Origin of the sequence: Pectobacterium versatile, from assembly GCF_020166435.1 — a bacterium.
GTDB classification, from domain to species: Bacteria; Pseudomonadota; Gammaproteobacteria; order Enterobacterales; family Enterobacteriaceae; genus Pectobacterium; species Pectobacterium versatile.
The window spans coordinates 84,908-101,999 of the sequence record NZ_JAINZP010000008.1; the positions used below are offsets into that span (position 1 = coordinate 84,908).

Here is a 17,092-nt window from a genome sequence, read left to right on the forward strand (position 1 = left end):
TTAAATTGCTCGCAACAAAAATGACACATAATTACACAGGGAAACTAATGCAACTGAATAGAAGAGGTTTCTTTAAAGTTTGCGCGGGGGGGATGGCTGGAACCACTCTCGCGGTATTAGGCTTTACACCCACGGAAGCAATGGCATCAGTACGTCAATATAAGCTGTTACGGGCAAAAGAGACGCGTAACAACTGCACCTACTGTTCAGTTGGTTGTGGTGTGCTCATGTATAGCCTGGGCGATGGCGCCAAAAATGCGAAGCCTTCTGTTTTTCATATCGAAGGTGATGCGGATCACCCAGTCAGCCGCGGCTCCCTTTGCCCGAAAGGTGCGGGCCTGGTTGACTACATTCACAGCGAAAACCGCCTGCTCTACCCTGAATACCGCGCACCGGGTTCAGACAAATGGCAACGAATCAGCTGGGACGACGCGATTGAACGCATTGCGCGCCTGATGAAAGCTGACCGTGATGCCAACTTCGAACGCACCAACGCCAAAGGCGAAACCGTCAACCGCTGGCTGACTACTGGTATGCTGTGCTCTTCTGCCGCCAGCAACGAAACCGGTATTCTCGACCAGAAATTTGCCCGCGCACTCGGCATGGTTGCCATCGACTGTCAGGCGCGTTTGTGCCACGGACCTACCGTTGCCGCACTGGCACCGACATTCGGCCGTGGCGCGATGACCAACAACTGGGTTGATATCAAAAACGCCAACGTCATCATCGTGATGGGCGGAAACCCGGCAGAAGCGCACCCGGTCGGTTTCAAATGGGCCGTTGAAGCGAAAACGCACAACAATGCGAAACTGATTGTTGTCGACCCACGCTTTAACCGCTCCGCTGCTGTTGCCGATCTCTACGCGCCAATTCGCGCGGGTTCAGATGCCGCTTTCCTGTTAGGTATCGTTAACTATCTTATTACGAACGATAAAATTCATCGCGAATACGTGGTGTCTTACACCAACGCCAGCCTGATCGTGCGTGATGATTTCAGCTTTGACGAAGGCTTGTTCAGCGGCTACGACGAACAAAAACGTCAATATGACAAATCCAGCTGGCAGTATGAGCTGGATGAAGCCGGTTTCGCCAAACGCGACAACACGCTGTCCCATCCGCGCTGCGTCTGGAACCTGCTGAAAGAACACGTCTCCCGCTATACGTTGGACATGGTGACATCCCTGTGCGGTACCTCAGCCAAAGATTATGAAGAGATTTGCCGTACGCTGGCTGAAACTTGCGTACCGAATAAAACCGCAACCTTCATGTATGCACTGGGTTGGACACACCACACCAACGGCGCACAGATCATCCGCTCCGCTGGCATGATCCAGCTTCTGCTGGGAAATATCGGTATGGCAGGCGGCGGCATCAACGCCCTGCGCGGTCACTCCAACATTCAGGGGTATACCGATCTGGGTCTGCTGTCGTTAAATCTGCCGGGCTATATGCCACTGCCGTCAGAAAAGCAGCCGGATCTGAAAACCTATCTGGGCCAAATTACGCCAACCGCCGTATTGCCCGATCAAGTTAACTATTGGAAAAATACGCCAAAATTCTTTATCAGCATGATGAAGAGCTTCTACGGCGATCACGCACAGGCCGCGAATAACTGGGGTTATGACTGGTTGCCGAAGTGGGATCGTAGCTACGACGTTATGGTGCAAACCGAGCTGATGGTGGAAGGCAAAATGAACGGCTACATCGTTCAGGGCTTTAACCCCGTTGCGGCATTCTCCAACAAGAATAAAGCGACCGAAGCGCTCTCCAAACTCAAGTACATGGTCATCATCGATCCGCTGGTAACAGAAACCTCCACGTTCTGGCAGAACTATGGCGAATTCAATGACGTGGATACGAAGTCTATTCAGACTGAAGTCTTCCGTCTGCCTTCTTCCTGTTTTGCCGAGGAAAATGGTTCTATCGCCAACTCTGGTCGTTGGTTGCAATGGCACTGGGCGGCGGCTGAGCCACCAGGAGAAGCCCGTCACGACGGTAAAATTCTCGGTAAGCTGCTGATGCGTTTGCGTGAGCTGTATAACGAAGAAGGTGGTACTTATCCTGATCCAGTGATGAATATCAACTGGAACTATAAAGACCCGGAAGATCCGACGCCGGAAGAGATCGCGCGCGAAGCCAACGGTATGGCGCTAGCTGATATCTACGATGACAGCGGCAAACTGATTCTGAAGAAAGGCCAGCAGCTCGCCGATTTCTCACAGCTGCGTGATGACGGTACCACGTCCAGTTTCTGCTGGATTTACGCTGGGAGCTGGACAGAAGCCGGTAACCAGATGGATAAACGCGACAACGCCGATGCTGGTCTGGGCTGTACGCCGAACTGGTCATGGTGCTGGCCGCAAAACCGCCGCATTCTCTACAACCGCGCCTCCGCCGACCTGCAAGGGAAGCCGTGGGACAGCAAGCGTAAATTGCTGGAATGGACCGGCCAGAAGTGGCAAGGCATTGATGTGCCAGACTTCGCTGCAACCGTACCACCGGGCAAAGACACCGGGCCGTTCATCATGCTGCCGGAAGGTCTGGCACGTCTGTTCTCCGTAGACAAACTGGTAGACGGGCCGTTCCCTGAACACTACGAACCGATCGAATCGCCTATCGGCACTAACCCACTGCACCCGTCGGTGATTTCCAGTCCGGTCGTGCGTTTGTTTGCACGTGATGCGAAAACCATGGGTACCGCGAAAGATTTCCCTTACGTGGCAACGACATACTCGATTACCGAATTGTTCCGTCACTGGACAAAACACGCGCGTCTGAACGCGATTGTGCAACCAGAACAGTTTGTTGAGATCGGTGAAAATCTGGCGAAGAGCAAAGGCATTAAGGCGGGCGATGAAGTCAAAGTCTCCTGCCAGCGTGGCTACATCAAAGCCAAAGCGGTGGTCACCAAGCGTATCAAAACGCTGGAAATTGCCGGACGCAGCGTGGAAACCATTGGTATCCCCTGCCACTGGGGCTTTGAGGGAACAACTCGTAAAGGGTTCCTGGCTAATACACTCACCCCGAGCGTCGGCGACGCTAATTCACAAACGCCTGAGTATAAAGCGTTTTTGGTTAATGTAGAGAAGGTGTAAGGGTAGCCAACTATGTCAATGCAATCACAAGATATTATTAAACGTTCGGCCACCAACGGCTTTACACCGCCTCCGCATGTGCGTAATGACAAAAGCGAAGTGGCAAAACTGATCGATGTCACCACCTGTATCGGCTGTAAAGGCTGTCAGGTGGCTTGTTCAGAGTGGAACGACATTCGTGACGAAGTCGGCCATAACCTGGGGGTTTATGATAACCCAGCGGATCTGAGCGCCAAATCCTGGACGCTGATGCGCTTTTCTGAAGTGGAAGAGAACGATCGTCTGGAATGGCTGATCCGTAAAGATGGCTGCATGCACTGTAGCGATCCGGGCTGTCTGAAAGCCTGTCCTTCCGCTGGTGCGGTTATTCAGTATGCCAACGGTATCGTCGATTTTCAGTCTGAACATTGTATCGGCTGCGGCTATTGCATCGCTGGCTGCCCGTTCAATATTCCACGACTGAATAAAGAAGATAACCGCGTCTATAAATGTACGCTGTGCGTCGACAGAGTCAGCGTTGGGCAAGAACCTGCCTGCGTGAAAACCTGTCCGACAGGTGCCATTCGTTTCGGTACGAAAGAAGAGATGAAGCATCTGGCAGAAGAACGCATCGCCGATCTGAAAAGCCGTGGTTATGAGAACGCAGGCCTCTATGACCCGCAGGGCGTGGGCGGCACACACGTGATGTATGTTCTGCACCACGCAGACAGACCATCGCTCTATAACAATCTGCCGGATGACCCGCAGATTTCCACGCCGGTCAACTTGTGGAAAGGCATTCTGAAGCCGCTATCTGCGTTAGGATTTGTCGCCACGTTCGCCGGGTTAATGTTCCACTACATCGGTGTGGGTCCGAACACAGAAGAAACGGAGCATGAACACGAGGGAGAAGACAAAGAAGGGGGAGACAAACATGAGTAAACCAAAAATGATTTTGCGCACCAAGTTTATCGATCGCATCTGTCACTGGATTGTGGTGATTAGCTTTTTCCTGGTCGCGCTCTCAGGTATTGCCCTGTTTTTCCCGACCTTACAATGGCTGACGCAGACATTTGGTACGCCGCAAATGGGGCGTATTCTGCACCCATTTTTTGGCGTACTGATCGTCATTTGTCTGATTCCGATGTTCTTCCGGTTCGTTAGTCATAACATCCCGAAGAAGCGCGATCTGCCGTGGTTCCTCAACATTATTGAAGTGTTGAAAGGCAATGAGCATGAAGTCGCTGAAGTGGGTAAATACAACCCAGGCCAGAAGATGATGTTCTGGAGCATCATGGGGCTGACGCTGGTGCTGCTGATCACTGGGGTAATCATGTGGCGTCCTTATTTTGCCCACCTGTTCCCGATTGATGTCGTGCGCTACGCCATTCTGATTCATGCCGTTGCGGCTATCGTCCTCATCCATGCCATTCTGATCCATATGTACATGGCGTTCTGGGTTAAAGGCTCGATCAAGGGCATGATTGAAGGCAAAGTCTCCAAGCGCTGGGCGCGTAAACACCACCCACGCTGGGCGCGTGAAATGGAAGAGAAAGAAACGAAGAAATAACTCACTCTTTCTTCATCCTGCCACTCACCTGAAATGCCGCTCCTCGCGGGCATTTCAGGCTGTTGACAAACCTATTTATCGAACGAGAACGGGAGTAACGGAATAGAAGAGTAAAGCGTTTGCGCCAGGGACAAAAACGTCAGGAACGTTTTTGAACGTCGCTTGCGACGGCCCTGAAAGGGTGAATCTCAGGGATGAGATTCATATCTGCGCAATCCGAGCGTACAGGGATGTATTTACAGCGTCTTTACGATCTATCCGTTACTACCGCCATACGGACTTTGTCAGCAACCTCGAATGCCCGCCTCGCGGGCATTTCTTTTTATCCGCAGTCAGCACGAATCGTTATAACTTAAACCCAAAAGTCATAATGTTCCCCTCTTCCTCGTCTATCACTCAACGGCTATGATGCAATATCATTTTTAAATAGACATCCAGACATAAAGACAGCTATAAAGTAGTGACGCAGAAAACATAACAATACTGCCATCGATACGACACACTTTCATCAACACAAGATCCCTTTATAAAACGCCATGGAGCTGATAATGAAGAAATTTACGCCCGCCCTGCTTGCACTGAGCTTACTGACTGCATTATCGGCACTGGCTAATCAGAATGCCACCATTGCTCCCGTTCCGGCCGCTATCGCCAACCATGACGGTCCGGTTCGCATCGCGGTTATCCGCAACTTGGGTTCGGATGACAACACCACGCAGTTTGTTTCCGGCGTGCTTGAAGAAGGTAAAAAGCTGGGCTTTAAGGTCAGCACCTTTCTGAGCAACGGCGATGATGCCCGTTTTCAGGACTTTGTGAATCAGGCGATTAGCCAGAAATATGATGGCATCATCCTGTCGCAGGGCCGCGATCCCTACTCGACCGATTTAATTAAACGCATTGTCGACAGCGGCATTGCCGTTTCCGTGTTTGACACCGCCGTGAACGGCGAAATTCCGGGCGTGACCGTCACCCAGCAGGATGACGCCTCGCTGACTAACGAATCACTCGGCCAACTGGTGAAGGATTTCAACGGTAAAGCCAATATCATCAAACTGTGGGTTGCTGGCTTCCCGCCGATGGAACGCCGCCAGCTCGCTTATCAACAGATCCTGAAAGCCAACCCCGGCATCAAGGAACTCGAATCGATTGGTGCCGTGTCCTCTGACGTTCAGGGCGATACCGCTAACAAAGTCGGCGCTGTGCTGGCGAAATACCCGAAAGGCAAAATCGATGCCATCTGGGGATCGTGGGATGCCTTCAGTCAGGGCGCTTATAAGGCGTTGAAAGAAAACGGCCGGACCGAAATCAAACTGTACAGCATCGACATTTCCAATCAGGATTTACAACTGATGCGCGAAGCGAGCAGCCCGTGGAAAGTCAGCGTGGCTGTCGATCCTAAACTGATCGGTAAAGTTAACCTGCGTCTGGTTGCCAACAAGATTGCCGGTGAAGCGACACCTGCGACCTACGAGTTCCGTGCTGCGGCGATTCCACAGGCACTGTTAGCCAGCCAGCCGGGTGCAGTCAACGTCGCCGGATTGGCGAAAATCATCCCAGGCTGGGGCCACACGGATGATTTTATCGCACCGTGGTTTGCTACACTGGAAGCCAAACAGGCGAAATAACACGGAGATAACTCATGGCATCGACTCCTCTGCCCACTCCCGATTACAGCCGCAACATGCGGCTGATTGGACACTGCGATCAGGGCGGCAGACCCGATGGCGTGCAGGTGATGGTTCATCGCGGCTACGCTTACATCGGGCATATGGTTTCACAAGGTGTGTCGATTGTGGATGTGCGCGATGCCAAGAATCCCAAGCCGGCGGGGTTTATTGCAGCCCCGCCTGGCACCTGGAATATCCATCTGCAAACGCACGATGACCTGCTGCTTGTCGTCAACGCGCGCGATTTGTTTGCCGACGCCAGCTTCGCCGAGGAAAAGGTCTATTACACCCGCTCCGTCGCCGACACGGTCAGTACCAAACAGCAGGACAAAAGCTGGAGCGCTGGATTACGGATTTTCGATATCTCGACGCCAGATAAACCCCGCGAAATCAGCTTCCTGCCATTGGACGGTATCGGCATTCACCGCATCTGGTACGTAGGTGGACGCTGGGCCTATGTCTCCGCTCTGCTCGATGGCTACAGCGACTACATCTTTCTAACTATCGATTTGGCCGACCCGCAGCGCCCAGAGGTTGCTGGTCGCTATTGGCTACCCGGCATGCATACCGCTGGCGGAGAAACCGCAAGCTGGCCGGAAGGCAAGCGTTACGCCCTGCATCACGCCATCATCAGCGGCGACACCGCCTATGGAAGCTGGCGCGATGGTGGATTGACGCTGCTGGACGTGAGCGATCGTACCAACCCGCAGCTCATCAGCCACCGTAACTGGAGCCCACCGTTTGGCGGTGGCACACACACAGCGCTACCGCTGCCGGATCGCGATCTGCTAATCGTGCTGGATGAAGCGGTATTAGATAATCAAGAAGATGGCGAGAAGTTGATTTGGGTGTTCGATATTCGTGAACCGAGTCATCCGGTGAGCATAGCCACCTTTCCGCAGCCGAAAGAGGCGGACTATGTGAAGAAAGGCGCACACTTTGGCCCACATAACCTGCATGAAAATCGGCCCGGCAGCTTCATCAGTTCGTCGCTGATTTTCGCCACGTACCAAAACGCAGGGGTACGGGCTTACGACATCAGTAACCCGTATCAGCCGAAGGAAACAGGTGCACTGGTGCCTGCTGCGCCAGACAGAATGGTCGACAAGCGCCCCGGCAGACCGCAAATTATTCAGTCTTGCGATGTGTTTGTTGATGCCAACGGAATCATCTACAGCACGGACTACAACGCGGGTTTATCGATTATCGAATACCGCGGTTAATCGAAAAAAAAGCCCTGCGGATCAATGCAGGGCTTACTGTTGTGCTTGGTTTACTTAGTCCAGCGCCAGCACCGACACCCACATTGGCCCCTGACCGACGGCGTAACGCGCCAGCGGTTGCAGATCGCCCGTGTTCTGGTCGATGTGATACACCTCAATGTGCTGCGATTTCTGCCCTGCTGAAATCAGGAACTCACTGGTGTTGTCGATATTGAAACCGCGCGGCTGCGTTTCGGTCGGCTGATGTCCGGTCAGCGTTAACGTGCTGCCGTCTTCAGACACCTGGAAAACACTCAGCAGGCTGGCAGTACGATCGCTGATGTACAGGAAGCGACCATTCGGCGTAATGTGAATATCTGCCGCCCAGCACGTGTCGCTAAAGTCAGCTGGCATAGCATCCAGAGTTTGCACTTTCTGCAATTCGCCGCTGGCTGCATCCAACTGATACACATCCACCGAGCTGTCCAGTTCATTCACACAATAGGCAAAGCGTTGATTCGGGTGGAAGGCCATATGGCGTGGGCCGGCACCCGCTACCGTCGTCATTTCAGACTGACGGTGTACGCTCAATTCGCCCGTCGCACCCAGATCGTACAGACGGATGCGGTCTTCTTTCAGGCACGGTGCCCATACAACAGAATTAGTTGGATCAATATTGGTAGAGTGGCACCCTTCCAGTCCGTCCAGTTGCTGGATCGGCTCGCCGACGATGCCGTCAGCACCAATCGGGCTAACGCTAACGCAGGCACCGCTGTAAGACGCGCTGAACAGGAAACGCCCTTCGTTATCGGTGGACAGATGCGTCGGGCTGCCCGGTAATGATGCGACACCCGCTTGCGTCAATTTACCCTGTTCATCAATACGATAGCTTAGAACCCTGAAATCAGGACGAACGCCAACATACAGGTGACGCTTGTTCGGTGCGATCACCATCGGCTGAACCTGCCCTGGAACGTCAACGGTTTGCAATAATGTCAGATTTCCCTGAGCACCGAGTTGCCAAACATGAATCTGCTGGCTTTCCGGGCTGGCGACATAAACCACTTGCTGCATCGTATTCTCCTTATTTTTCACGCGAATGTGGCGGCACAGGAAGGCTCAAAAGAGGTTCATCAGAAGGATAACGAACTTGCTCAACCTGACGCACGGCATACCATAAATGACCAATTACTCTATTCTACAGAGACATCGCAAGGCTACTATTGATTTAAGTAATGATTGATTTAGCTAACGGTGCGGATGTGGGCAATAACGAATAGGTAATGAAAAGTGAGAGTTCAGAGCATCAGGGGAAGATAAGAGAGTAAAAACGAAAACGGGCTAGCCTAAGCTAACCCGTTGAATTTTGTGGCGGAGGAGTAGAGATTCGAACTCTAGAACACTTTCGCGTCGCCGGTTTTCAAGACCGGTGCCTTCAACCACTCGGCCACTCCTCCGCAATGACGCGCACTATAAACAGTACACCGCACATTGTAAAGCAGCGTTGTGATCAACTGCTTAAAAAATAGATGATAAGCCGTTGAAAGCATAGAAAATCAACAATGGCGCTGTAAAATCGTCCGTTTAGCCTTATTTCCCACCGCCGCGCTGAATCCTTCGTCATCAAATGGACCTCAGACAATTTTATCTCGCTGTTGTCTGTCTATTTTTCGCCGCGTCCTTTATCGTAAGACTCATTTGATACCCACATTTTTATTTGCGAGATAACGATGACCTACCGAGTAATTGCACTTGATCTTGATGGTACACTACTGAATCAACAGAAAAAAATCCTGCCCGAATCACTTACTGCACTTGCGCTGGCCCGTCAGCAAGGCATAAAAGTGATGATCGTCACCGGACGCCACCACTCGGCAATTCATCCTTTCTATCAGGGTTTGCAGTTGGATACGCCCGCCATCTGCTGTAACGGCACCTACGTCTATGATTACCAGCAGGGCCAAGCGTCCCACACCAATCCGCTCTCTGTCGAACAAGCAAAAAATGTCATCACGCTGCTAGAGGAATTTGATATTCATGGGCTGATGTATGCCGATGACGACATGTATTACCAGTATCCTACCGGGCACGTAGTCCGCACGCTGGCATGGGCGGCTAACCTGCCGGAACAGCAGCGTCCTCGTTTCGCTCAGGTGGAAAATCTGGTGCGTCAGACCGAAGCGTCCCACGCTATCTGGAAATTCGCGACCACACACGCCGATGTTCCCACGCTGAACCATTTCGCCGCAGAAGTGGCAAAGCAGCTCGGACTGGCCTGCGAGTGGTCATGGCAGGATCAGGTTGATATCGCCCAAACCGGCAACAGCAAAGGCAAGCTGCTCCAGCAATGGCTTGGCGAACAGGGCATCAGCATGAAGGACGTCGTGGCATTCGGCGATAACTTTAATGATATCAGCATGCTGGAAGGCGTAGGCTTAGGCGTCGCGATGGGCAACAGCGCCGATGAGATCAAGGCGAGAGCCGATCTGGTGATTGGCAGCAATGAAGAACCTAGCATCGCCGATGTCATCCGCACCCGCATTCTGGCATAACCAATCATCACGCAATCAGGTAAGCGAACCATATTCAGCAATGGCCTCGCTTTTCCTGATTGCGTTTGACGAGCAAACAGACTTACAGCGCGCTACCCAGTACCTGCCGCAGGTACGCCCCCGCCCCCATTAATCCGGGCTGCTCATGGGTAATCAGGTACACGGGGATATCCTGCATATAGCCTTTGAACCGCCCTTTGTCTTCAAAAGCCGCCCGAAAACCGGAAGCTTTAAAGAACTCAAGAAAGCGCGGAACGATACCGCCAGCAATATACACGCCACCAAATGTACCTAAATTTAACGCCAGATTGCCGCCGAAGCGTCCCATGATGACGCAGAAGAGTGACAGCGCGCGACGACAGTCCACATCCGTATTGTTGACAGCACGTTCGGTAATATCTTTCGGCTCCAGCGCCTCCGGCGTGCGGTCATCAGACAGCACTACGGCACGGTAGATATTTACCAGCCCCTGCCCAGAGAGTATGCGTTCAGCGGAAACATGCCCGAGCGACTGGCGCAAAACAGAGAGAATTTTGTCTTCTTCATCGCTATTCGGCGCGAAATCAACATGACCGCCCTCACCCGGCAGGCTAATCCATTGATTGGCAACATGCACCAGATGAGCGACACCTAACCCCGTGCCTGCACCATACACCGCTATCGGTTTATCTGGCACAGGCTCCCCGCCGCCAAATTGGAGTAAATCCGTGTGAGCCATCACCGGCACAGCCATGGAAACGGCGGTAAAATCGTTGATGACCTCAAAATGGCGTAGACCCAGACTCGTTTTCATTTCTGCGATGGAAAACGCCCAGGTATGGTTCGTCATTGCCACCCAGTCACCGGTAATCGGGCAGGCAATCGCGATACAAGCATCCTGCACTGTGACCTGTCGCGAATCGAGATAATCACGAATGGCCGCTTCCAGAGAAGGGAAATCCAGCCCGGAATAGGTTTCGATTTGCGACAATTCGCCCGTTGTAGCATCACATAGCGCCAAACGCGTATTGGTGCCACCGACATCGCCCACTAAAACAAAGTGCGTCATTCTTCTTTTCCCCTCAAGCAAAGCAGATACCCGATCATTGCGCGAAAACAGCCAGCTACGCTATGGCTATATAACTTTCTAGTGATAAGGATCTCATTTATGGCTAAAAGCTGCGGTTAAGTTAAAAGTAATCGATTACATTTAGAAAACACAAATTGTAATCGATTACTTTTAAGAGGGATACCACATGGTTTCTTCATCTGAAAACACAGCTACAAAATCGTTACAGCCGGCCTTCGTGGTTCCCAGACTGTCACTCATGATGTTTTTAGAGTTCTTCATCTGGGGTTCATGGTCTGTCACTCTGGGCCTGGTTATGACACAGCACAACTTGGCCGCCATGATTGGCGACGCCTTCTCTGCTGGGCCAATCGCCTCAATCCTGTCGCCGTTTGTACTGGGCATGGTGGTTGACCGCTTCTTCCCATCACAAAAAGTCATGGCGCTGCTGCACCTGATCGGCGCGGTCATCCTGTGGTTTGTGCCTGCCGCGTTAATCAGCGAAGACGGCTCACAGCTGCTGATCCTGCTGTTCGCCTACACGCTGTGCTTTATGCCAACGCTGGCGTTAACCAACAACATCGCGTTCCATAACCTGAGCAATAGCGAGAAGAGCTTCCCAGTTGTGCGCGTCTTCGGCACCATCGGTTGGATCGTCGCCGGTGTCTGCATCGGGACGGCGGGCATCTCCGCAAGCGTCAATATCTTCTACGTCGCGGCCGCTTGCTCTGCCATTCTGGCTGCTTACAGCCTGACGCTGCCGCATACCCCAGCGCCGGCAAAAGGCTTGCCGCTGGCAGTGCGCGATCTGTTCTGTGCTGATGCGTTTGCGCTGCTGAAGAAAGGCCACTTTCTGGTCTTTGCCATCTGCGCCATGCTGATCTCTATTCCACTGGGCACCTACTACGCTTACACCGCATCCTTCCTGAGCAACGCAGGTATCAGCGACGTCAGCACCGCCATGTCGTTTGGTCAGATGTCCGAAATCGTCTTCATGCTGATCATCCCGCTGCTGTTTAGAAAGCTGGGTGTGAAATACATGCTGTTCATCGGCATGCTGGCGTGGTTCGTACGCTATGCCCTCTTCGCGATGGGCGTGAATGAAGAAACGCGCTGGTTGCTCTACATCGGTATCCTGCTGCACGGCATCTGCTATGACTTCTTCTTCGTCATTGGCTTCATCTATACCGACCGCATCGCGGGAGAGAAAATCAAAGGTCAGGCACAAAGTATGGTGGTCCTGTTCACCTACGGTATCGGTATGCTGCTGGGCTCGCAGGTTTCCGGTGCACTCTATAACCGTCTCTTCAACAACGGCACGTTAAACGCGCCTGAAATCTGGGCGACCTTCTGGTGGATCCCTGCGGTTGCTGCCGCCATCATCGCCGTCATTTTCCTCTTCTCCTTCAAATATAAAGAAGAGCAGGCTTAATCATTTGAGACGGATTATTTAAGGAGAAAACGGGATGAGGTCGCCTATGGCACCTCATCCCAGTGCATTCTCCGCTACGGCTATCACAATCGTGCAACGGTATTCATAACCACACCTGTTGCCAAAGGAGGTAATAATGAAAACGTTAAAAGGACCGGGTATTTTTCTCGCCCAGTATATTGGCGATCAGGCTCCCTTTAACACGCTGGAAAATCTGGCGCAATGGGCAGCTGGATTAGGCTTTAAAGCGCTACAAATCCCCTGCAATCACCCGCACATTTTCGATCTGGCTACGGCCGCCGACAGCCAAACTTACTGTGATGATGTGAAAGGCCTACTGGCACAGCATGGGCTGACCATCAGCGAACTATCAACCCATCTGGAAGGCCAGCTTGTTGCCGTCCACCCTGCGTATGACGATGCTTTTGACGATTTCGCACCACCGGCTTACCGCCGCAATCCGCAGGCTCGCCAAGCGTGGGCTATCGCGGCAATCAAGCAGGCAGCAAAAGCCTCTTCACGCTTAGGACTAAACGCCCACGCTACGTTTTCCGGTGCGCTGGCCTGGCCCTATTTTTACCCCTGGCCACCGCGTAAAGAAGTCCTGATTCAGGAAGCCTTTAAAGAGCTTGGTCGCCTGTGGACGCCGATCCTCGACTGTTTTGACGAGCACGGTGTGGATGTGTGCTACGAGCTGCATCCCGGAGAAGATTTACATGACGGCGTGACCTTTGAACGCTTCCTTGATGTCGTCAATCATCACCCGCGCGCCAATATTCTTTACGATCCTAGCCATATGCATTTGCAGCAGATGGACTACCTCGGCTTTATCGATCGCTACCATGCACGAATCAAAGCGTTCCATGTGAAAGATGCAGAATTTAACACGTCGAGCAAAAGCGGCGTCTACGGCGGCTATCAGTCATGGGCTGAACGCGCCGGACGCTTCCGCTCACCGGGAGATGGCCAGATCGATTTTGGCGGCATCTTCAGCAAACTTGCCCAATACGATTACGACGGCTGGGCAGTGCTGGAATGGGAATGCTGCCTGAAAGACAGCAACTGCGGTGCGAAAGAAGGGGCGGCGTTCATCAACCGTCATATTATTCCTGTCGCAGGACGCGCTTTTGACGATTTCGCCGCGACCAGCGACGATCGTCCGTTAGTAAGAAAAATGTTGGGATTAAAAGAGGAGAGCGCAGAATGATTCGCGTTGGCATTATTGGTTCCGGTTTTATTGGCCCAGCACATATTGAAGCGATTCGTCGCCTTGGTTTCGTCGAGGTGGTGGCGCTGGCGGAAAATTCGCTCGATCTGGCGCAGCAAAAAGCACGTCAGCTCAACATTCCCCATGCCTACGGCAGCGTCGCTGATTTATTGGCTCATCCCGGTATTGATGCGATCCATAACTGCACGCCGAACCATCTCCATGCGGCGATCAATAAGCAGATTATTCAGGCAGGCAAGCACGTCTTTTCAGAAAAGCCGCTGTGTATGACCAGCGAAGAAGCGCGTGAACTGGTGGCGCTGGCGGAAGAAAAAGGCGTTGTCCACGGGGTCAGCTTTGTCTATCGCCAATTTGGCATGGTGCAGCAGGCTGCCAGCATGATTAAGCGTCAGGAGATCGGCCGCGTCTTTGCCGTACACGGTGGCTATCTGCAAGACTGGATGCTGCGCGACACCGACTATAACTGGCGTGTTGAACCGGAGTACGGTGGCGTTTCCCGCGCGGTGGCCGACATCGGTTCGCACTGGTGCGACACGGTGCAGTTTATTTCCGGTCGGAAAATTGTCGAAGTTTTCGCCGATTTAGCCATCGTCCACCCGATCCGAAAATCCAATCGGAACAGTACGGCCACATTCTCATCATCCGACGCGCCGCCAGAGTACGACGACAAATCGGTCAAAACCGAAGACTACGCGACCGTTTTACTGCGCTTTGAGGATGGCAGCCGCGGATCCTTTACCGTTTCTCAGGTCAGCGCCGGCCGGAAAAATCGCCTGACGTTTGAAGTGAATGGCAGTGAACAGTCGCTGGCGTGGGATCAGGAAACCCCGCAGCAGCTGTGGATCGGCCATCGCGATAAACCGAATCAGGTGTTGTCGGACGATCCTGGACTGCTGAACCCAGAAGCTGCCGCCGCGGTCCACTTCCCCGGTGGGCATATCGAAGGCTGGCCAGATGCGTTCAAGAACATGATGGCGAACTTTTATACCTATCTGCGTGACGGCAAACAGCCGGGCGTCGATCCGTTCACCTTCGCCACCTTCTACGACGGTGCGAACATCATGTTCATTATTGACGCCATCTTGCAAAGCCATCAGCAGCAAACGTGGGTGAAGGTCGCCAATTAAGGCATCAAACCGTTCATTCTCTCACGGTATTCATCCCGCAGGTGCGACGTCTGCGGGATGCAGCCAGAGATATTTATGGTAATCTGCTCAGCCAAGCAATAAGTAGCGTGAGTGCCTTCTGAATTATGTCGATTCAAAAAATAGCACGGATAGCTGGAGTCTCGGTCGCCACCGTTTCACGAGTGTTGAACAACATTGATACCGTGAAGCCGCAAAACCGGGAACGAGTTCTCAATGCGATAAAAAGCAGTAATTATCAGCCAAATTTGTTGGCACGACAGCTACGTACTGCACGCAGCCAGATGTTATTAGTCATGGTTTCCAACATCGCCAACCCCTTCTGTGCCGATGTAGTAAAAGGCATTGAGGCAGAAGCGGAAGAAAACGGCTACCGTATTCTGCTATGCAATTCAGGCGCCGATATTGTTCGCGCCCACTCCAGCCTGCAACTGCTGTCCGGTAAAATGGTCGATGGCGTGATCACCATGGATGCCATTTCAACGCTTTCTGCGCTTCAAGACATGATTGGTGCGGCACCTTGGGTACAGTGCGCCGAGCATGACGATACATCTGCCATTTCATCCGTTGGAATTGATAACGCAGAGGCATCCCGCTTTGTGATTAATCACTTTATTGGCAAAGGTCGCCGCCGTATCGCCATGATTAACCACGATATGAATTATCTCTATGCCCAGCAGCGAGAGAAAGGCTATCGCGATGTTATCGCAGAAAATGCGTTTGATTACGGCAAAGTCGAATACGCCAGCACGCTGAGTTATGCAGGCGGAAAAGCCGCAATGACCGCGCTGCTTAACGATCCAGAGCGGCCAGATGCCGTCTTTGTGGTCTCCGATACGCTGGCAGCAGGCGCGCTGTCTGCAATCTGTGAGGCGGGGCTAAGTGCGCCGCAGGATATTGCGGTGATCGGTTTCGATGGCTCGGAGCTGGGTTACATCACCTCGCCCCAGCTCAGCACTATTCAGCAGCCATCCGCACATATCGGCAGAGAGGCCGTGAAGCTGTTATTACAACAAATAGACCAGCCGGACAGTGAAACAGAAAAGCGCTTACTGGAATGGACGTTTGTCGAACGGGCATCCAGCTAACCCAAGCAGAATAAACCGATCCTTTTTCATGTCTGATAACCTGCGGTCCGCTGACCGCAGGTTGATAGTTATTACTTACTTTTTATCTTACTTAGTTTTTCATACAGCGATTGGTAAGCCGCAGAAACAATGGCCTGTGGATCTTTCGGCAAGTCATGTTCAGCAACAAACCACTGGGCACCCGCTTTGGACGCCGCAAGGAGAATCTCTTCCCACGCCAAAATCCCCTCACCCGGTGGGGCAAAGTTCATTTCATCATCGCGGATGCCGATGGACGTATTGTCTTTCGCATGAATTGAATAAATACGCCCTTTGTACTGGCGCAGGAGACGCACAGGATCCTGTCCTCCGCGAGATACCCAGGCAACATCCATTTCCAGCATCAGGTTCTCTGGCTCTGCAGCATCCATCATGATTTCCAGCGCCGTTTTACCGCGATACTTCTTCATCTCGAAATTATGGTTGTGATAAGCCAGCTTCATGCCCTGCTTATTCAATTCACGGCCAAGGTCGTTCATTTCCAAACCAAAGCGCTTCCAGCCCTCTGCGCTATCCGGGCGGTCTTCAACATTGAGCCACGGCACGATAATCATGCTGTTGCCGATGGCTTTGTTAAAGGCCACGACCTCAGCCATATTACTTTTCAGTTCGCCAAACTGGACATGCGCAGCAATGGCTTTCAACTGATACTTTCCTAATAACCCCTTCATTTCTGACGCACTAATGCCATGCGTCCCCACCAGCTCAACCGCCTTAAATCCAGCGTCTCGCGCCATGGAAAATTGCTCATCAAGCGTATTCAAGCTGCGCAGCGTATACATCTGCAAGGCTATTTTCTGGTTTTCTGCTGGACGTTCGGCAAATGCCAAACCCGATGAAACTATCAACAATAGTGGTATAGCGAACGCACGGCGCAATAACGTCATACAAGGCATGTCCTTCTCCTATTTTTATCCCGTTGCACAGGTGAAAACAAAAAAGTAATCGATTACTTTTTATGATGAAAAAATAATAACGCGGGGATAATTTATCTGACTACCTTGTTCACGCGGTAGAAAAAACGAATTGAAAATCACTCTCAATACT

General features: G+C 52.3%; 13 protein-coding genes and 1 tRNA gene. 10 read left to right on the top strand and 4 right to left on the bottom strand.

The features are described 5' to 3' along the window. The first annotated feature begins 47 nt into the window (after positions 1–47). The 5 genes from fdnG to K7X24_RS11620 all read left to right on the top strand — a co-directional run bounded on the left by fdnG (position 48) and on the right by K7X24_RS11620 (position 7,534). A complete protein-coding gene (gene fdnG / locus K7X24_RS11600; RefSeq protein ID WP_224555041.1) occupies positions 48–3,095 on the top strand; it encodes a formate dehydrogenase-N subunit alpha in 3,048 nt (1,015 codons plus the stop codon). A gap of 12 nt (positions 3,096–3,107) precedes the next feature. After that, positions 3,108–4,016: a formate dehydrogenase subunit beta gene (fdxH, locus tag K7X24_RS11605; RefSeq protein ID WP_103860267.1), complete on the top strand. Its 909-nt coding sequence runs from the start codon at positions 3,108–3,110 to the stop codon at positions 4,014–4,016. Next, positions 4,009–4,644 carry a formate dehydrogenase-N subunit gamma gene (fdnI, locus tag K7X24_RS11610; protein ID WP_174866014.1) on the top strand — a complete coding sequence of 212 codons (636 nt, stop codon included), beginning with the start codon at positions 4,009–4,011 and terminating at the stop codon, positions 4,642–4,644. Before fdxH ends, fdnI begins: the two co-directional genes overlap by 8 nt. A gap of 548 nt (positions 4,645–5,192) precedes the next feature. Further along, complete coding sequence (locus tag K7X24_RS11615; protein WP_039482659.1) at positions 5,193–6,269, top strand: sugar ABC transporter substrate-binding protein; 1,077 nt, start codon at positions 5,193–5,195, stop codon at positions 6,267–6,269. Between the two features lie 14 nt (positions 6,270–6,283). Continuing rightward, complete coding sequence (locus K7X24_RS11620; RefSeq protein WP_224555043.1) at positions 6,284–7,534, top strand: LVIVD repeat-containing protein; 1,251 nt, start codon at positions 6,284–6,286, stop codon at positions 7,532–7,534. A gap of 54 nt (positions 7,535–7,588) precedes the next feature. Here K7X24_RS11620 and pgl read toward each other — a convergent pair whose 3' ends face one another. Both pgl and K7X24_RS11630 read right to left on the bottom strand, forming a co-directional pair. Further along, positions 7,589–8,587 carry a 6-phosphogluconolactonase gene (gene pgl / locus K7X24_RS11625; protein WP_224555045.1) on the bottom strand — a complete coding sequence of 333 codons (999 nt, stop codon included), beginning with the start codon at positions 8,585–8,587 and terminating at the stop codon, positions 7,589–7,591. 295 nt (positions 8,588–8,882) lie between these two features. Then, positions 8,883–8,970 (bottom strand) — tRNA-Ser (locus K7X24_RS11630). Between the two features lie 273 nt (positions 8,971–9,243). Between K7X24_RS11630 and K7X24_RS11635 the strand changes: the two genes are divergently transcribed. After that, positions 9,244–10,065 carry a pyridoxal phosphatase gene (locus tag K7X24_RS11635; protein WP_224555047.1) on the top strand — a complete coding sequence of 274 codons (822 nt, stop codon included), beginning with the start codon at positions 9,244–9,246 and terminating at the stop codon, positions 10,063–10,065. Positions 10,066–10,147: 82 nt separating this feature from the next. Here K7X24_RS11635 and glk read toward each other — a convergent pair whose 3' ends face one another. Next, positions 10,148–11,113 carry a glucokinase gene (glk, locus tag K7X24_RS11640; protein WP_039482671.1) on the bottom strand — a complete coding sequence of 322 codons (966 nt, stop codon included), beginning with the start codon at positions 11,111–11,113 and terminating at the stop codon, positions 10,148–10,150. A 187-nt stretch (positions 11,114–11,300) separates the two neighbouring features. Here glk and K7X24_RS11645 point away from each other — a divergent pair, with 187 nt between their 5' ends. The 4 genes from K7X24_RS11645 to K7X24_RS11660 all read left to right on the top strand — a co-directional run bounded on the left by K7X24_RS11645 (position 11,301) and on the right by K7X24_RS11660 (position 16,006). Then, positions 11,301–12,545, top strand: coding sequence for an MFS transporter (locus K7X24_RS11645; protein WP_224555049.1), 1,245 nt, complete (start codon positions 11,301–11,303; stop codon positions 12,543–12,545). Between the two features lie 136 nt (positions 12,546–12,681). Beyond that, on the top strand, positions 12,682–13,752 hold the full coding sequence (locus tag K7X24_RS11650; RefSeq protein WP_103941594.1) for a sugar phosphate isomerase/epimerase family protein: 1,071 nt from the start codon (positions 12,682–12,684) through the stop codon (positions 13,750–13,752). Beyond that, positions 13,749–14,900: a Gfo/Idh/MocA family protein gene (locus K7X24_RS11655; RefSeq protein WP_224555051.1), complete on the top strand. Its 1,152-nt coding sequence runs from the start codon at positions 13,749–13,751 to the stop codon at positions 14,898–14,900. Before K7X24_RS11650 ends, K7X24_RS11655 begins: the two co-directional genes overlap by 4 nt. Before the next feature lie 125 nt (positions 14,901–15,025). After that, positions 15,026–16,006 (top strand): LacI family DNA-binding transcriptional regulator, encoded by a 981-nt coding sequence (locus K7X24_RS11660; RefSeq protein WP_109225956.1) that lies wholly within the window; start codon positions 15,026–15,028, stop codon positions 16,004–16,006. Positions 16,007–16,077: 71 nt separating this feature from the next. Here the strand turns inward: K7X24_RS11660 and K7X24_RS11665 are convergent, their stop codons facing one another. Then, positions 16,078–16,941, bottom strand: a complete 864-nt coding sequence (locus K7X24_RS11665; protein ID WP_224555053.1) for a sugar phosphate isomerase/epimerase family protein — start codon at positions 16,939–16,941, stop codon at positions 16,078–16,080. Positions 16,942–17,092: the final 151 nt, after the last annotated feature.

Bases quoted from the DNA above. Each gene is read 5' to 3' on its own strand.
- fdnG (WP_224555041.1), top strand. From the start codon at position 48: ATGCAACTGAATAGAAGAGGTTTCTTTAAAGTTTGCGCGGGGGGGATG.
- K7X24_RS11665 (WP_224555053.1), bottom strand. From the start codon at position 16,941: ATGCCTTGTATGACGTTATTGCGCCGTGCGTTCGCTATACCACTATTG.
- K7X24_RS11650 (WP_103941594.1), top strand. From the start codon at position 12,682: ATGAAAACGTTAAAAGGACCGGGTATTTTTCTCGCCCAGTATATTGGC.
- K7X24_RS11620 (WP_224555043.1), top strand. From the start codon at position 6,284: ATGGCATCGACTCCTCTGCCCACTCCCGATTACAGCCGCAACATGCGG.
- pgl (WP_224555045.1), bottom strand. From the start codon at position 8,587: ATGCAGCAAGTGGTTTATGTCGCCAGCCCGGAAAGCCAGCAGATTCAT.
- K7X24_RS11660 (WP_109225956.1), top strand. From the start codon at position 15,026: ATGTCGATTCAAAAAATAGCACGGATAGCTGGAGTCTCGGTCGCCACC.
- K7X24_RS11615 (WP_039482659.1), top strand. From the start codon at position 5,193: ATGAAGAAATTTACGCCCGCCCTGCTTGCACTGAGCTTACTGACTGCA.
- K7X24_RS11645 (WP_224555049.1), top strand. From the start codon at position 11,301: ATGGTTTCTTCATCTGAAAACACAGCTACAAAATCGTTACAGCCGGCC.
- fdxH (WP_103860267.1), top strand. From the start codon at position 3,108: ATGTCAATGCAATCACAAGATATTATTAAACGTTCGGCCACCAACGGC.
- fdnI (WP_174866014.1), top strand. From the start codon at position 4,009: ATGAGTAAACCAAAAATGATTTTGCGCACCAAGTTTATCGATCGCATC.
- K7X24_RS11635 (WP_224555047.1), top strand. From the start codon at position 9,244: ATGACCTACCGAGTAATTGCACTTGATCTTGATGGTACACTACTGAAT.
- glk (WP_039482671.1), bottom strand. From the start codon at position 11,113: ATGACGCACTTTGTTTTAGTGGGCGATGTCGGTGGCACCAATACGCGT.
- K7X24_RS11655 (WP_224555051.1), top strand. From the start codon at position 13,749: ATGATTCGCGTTGGCATTATTGGTTCCGGTTTTATTGGCCCAGCACAT.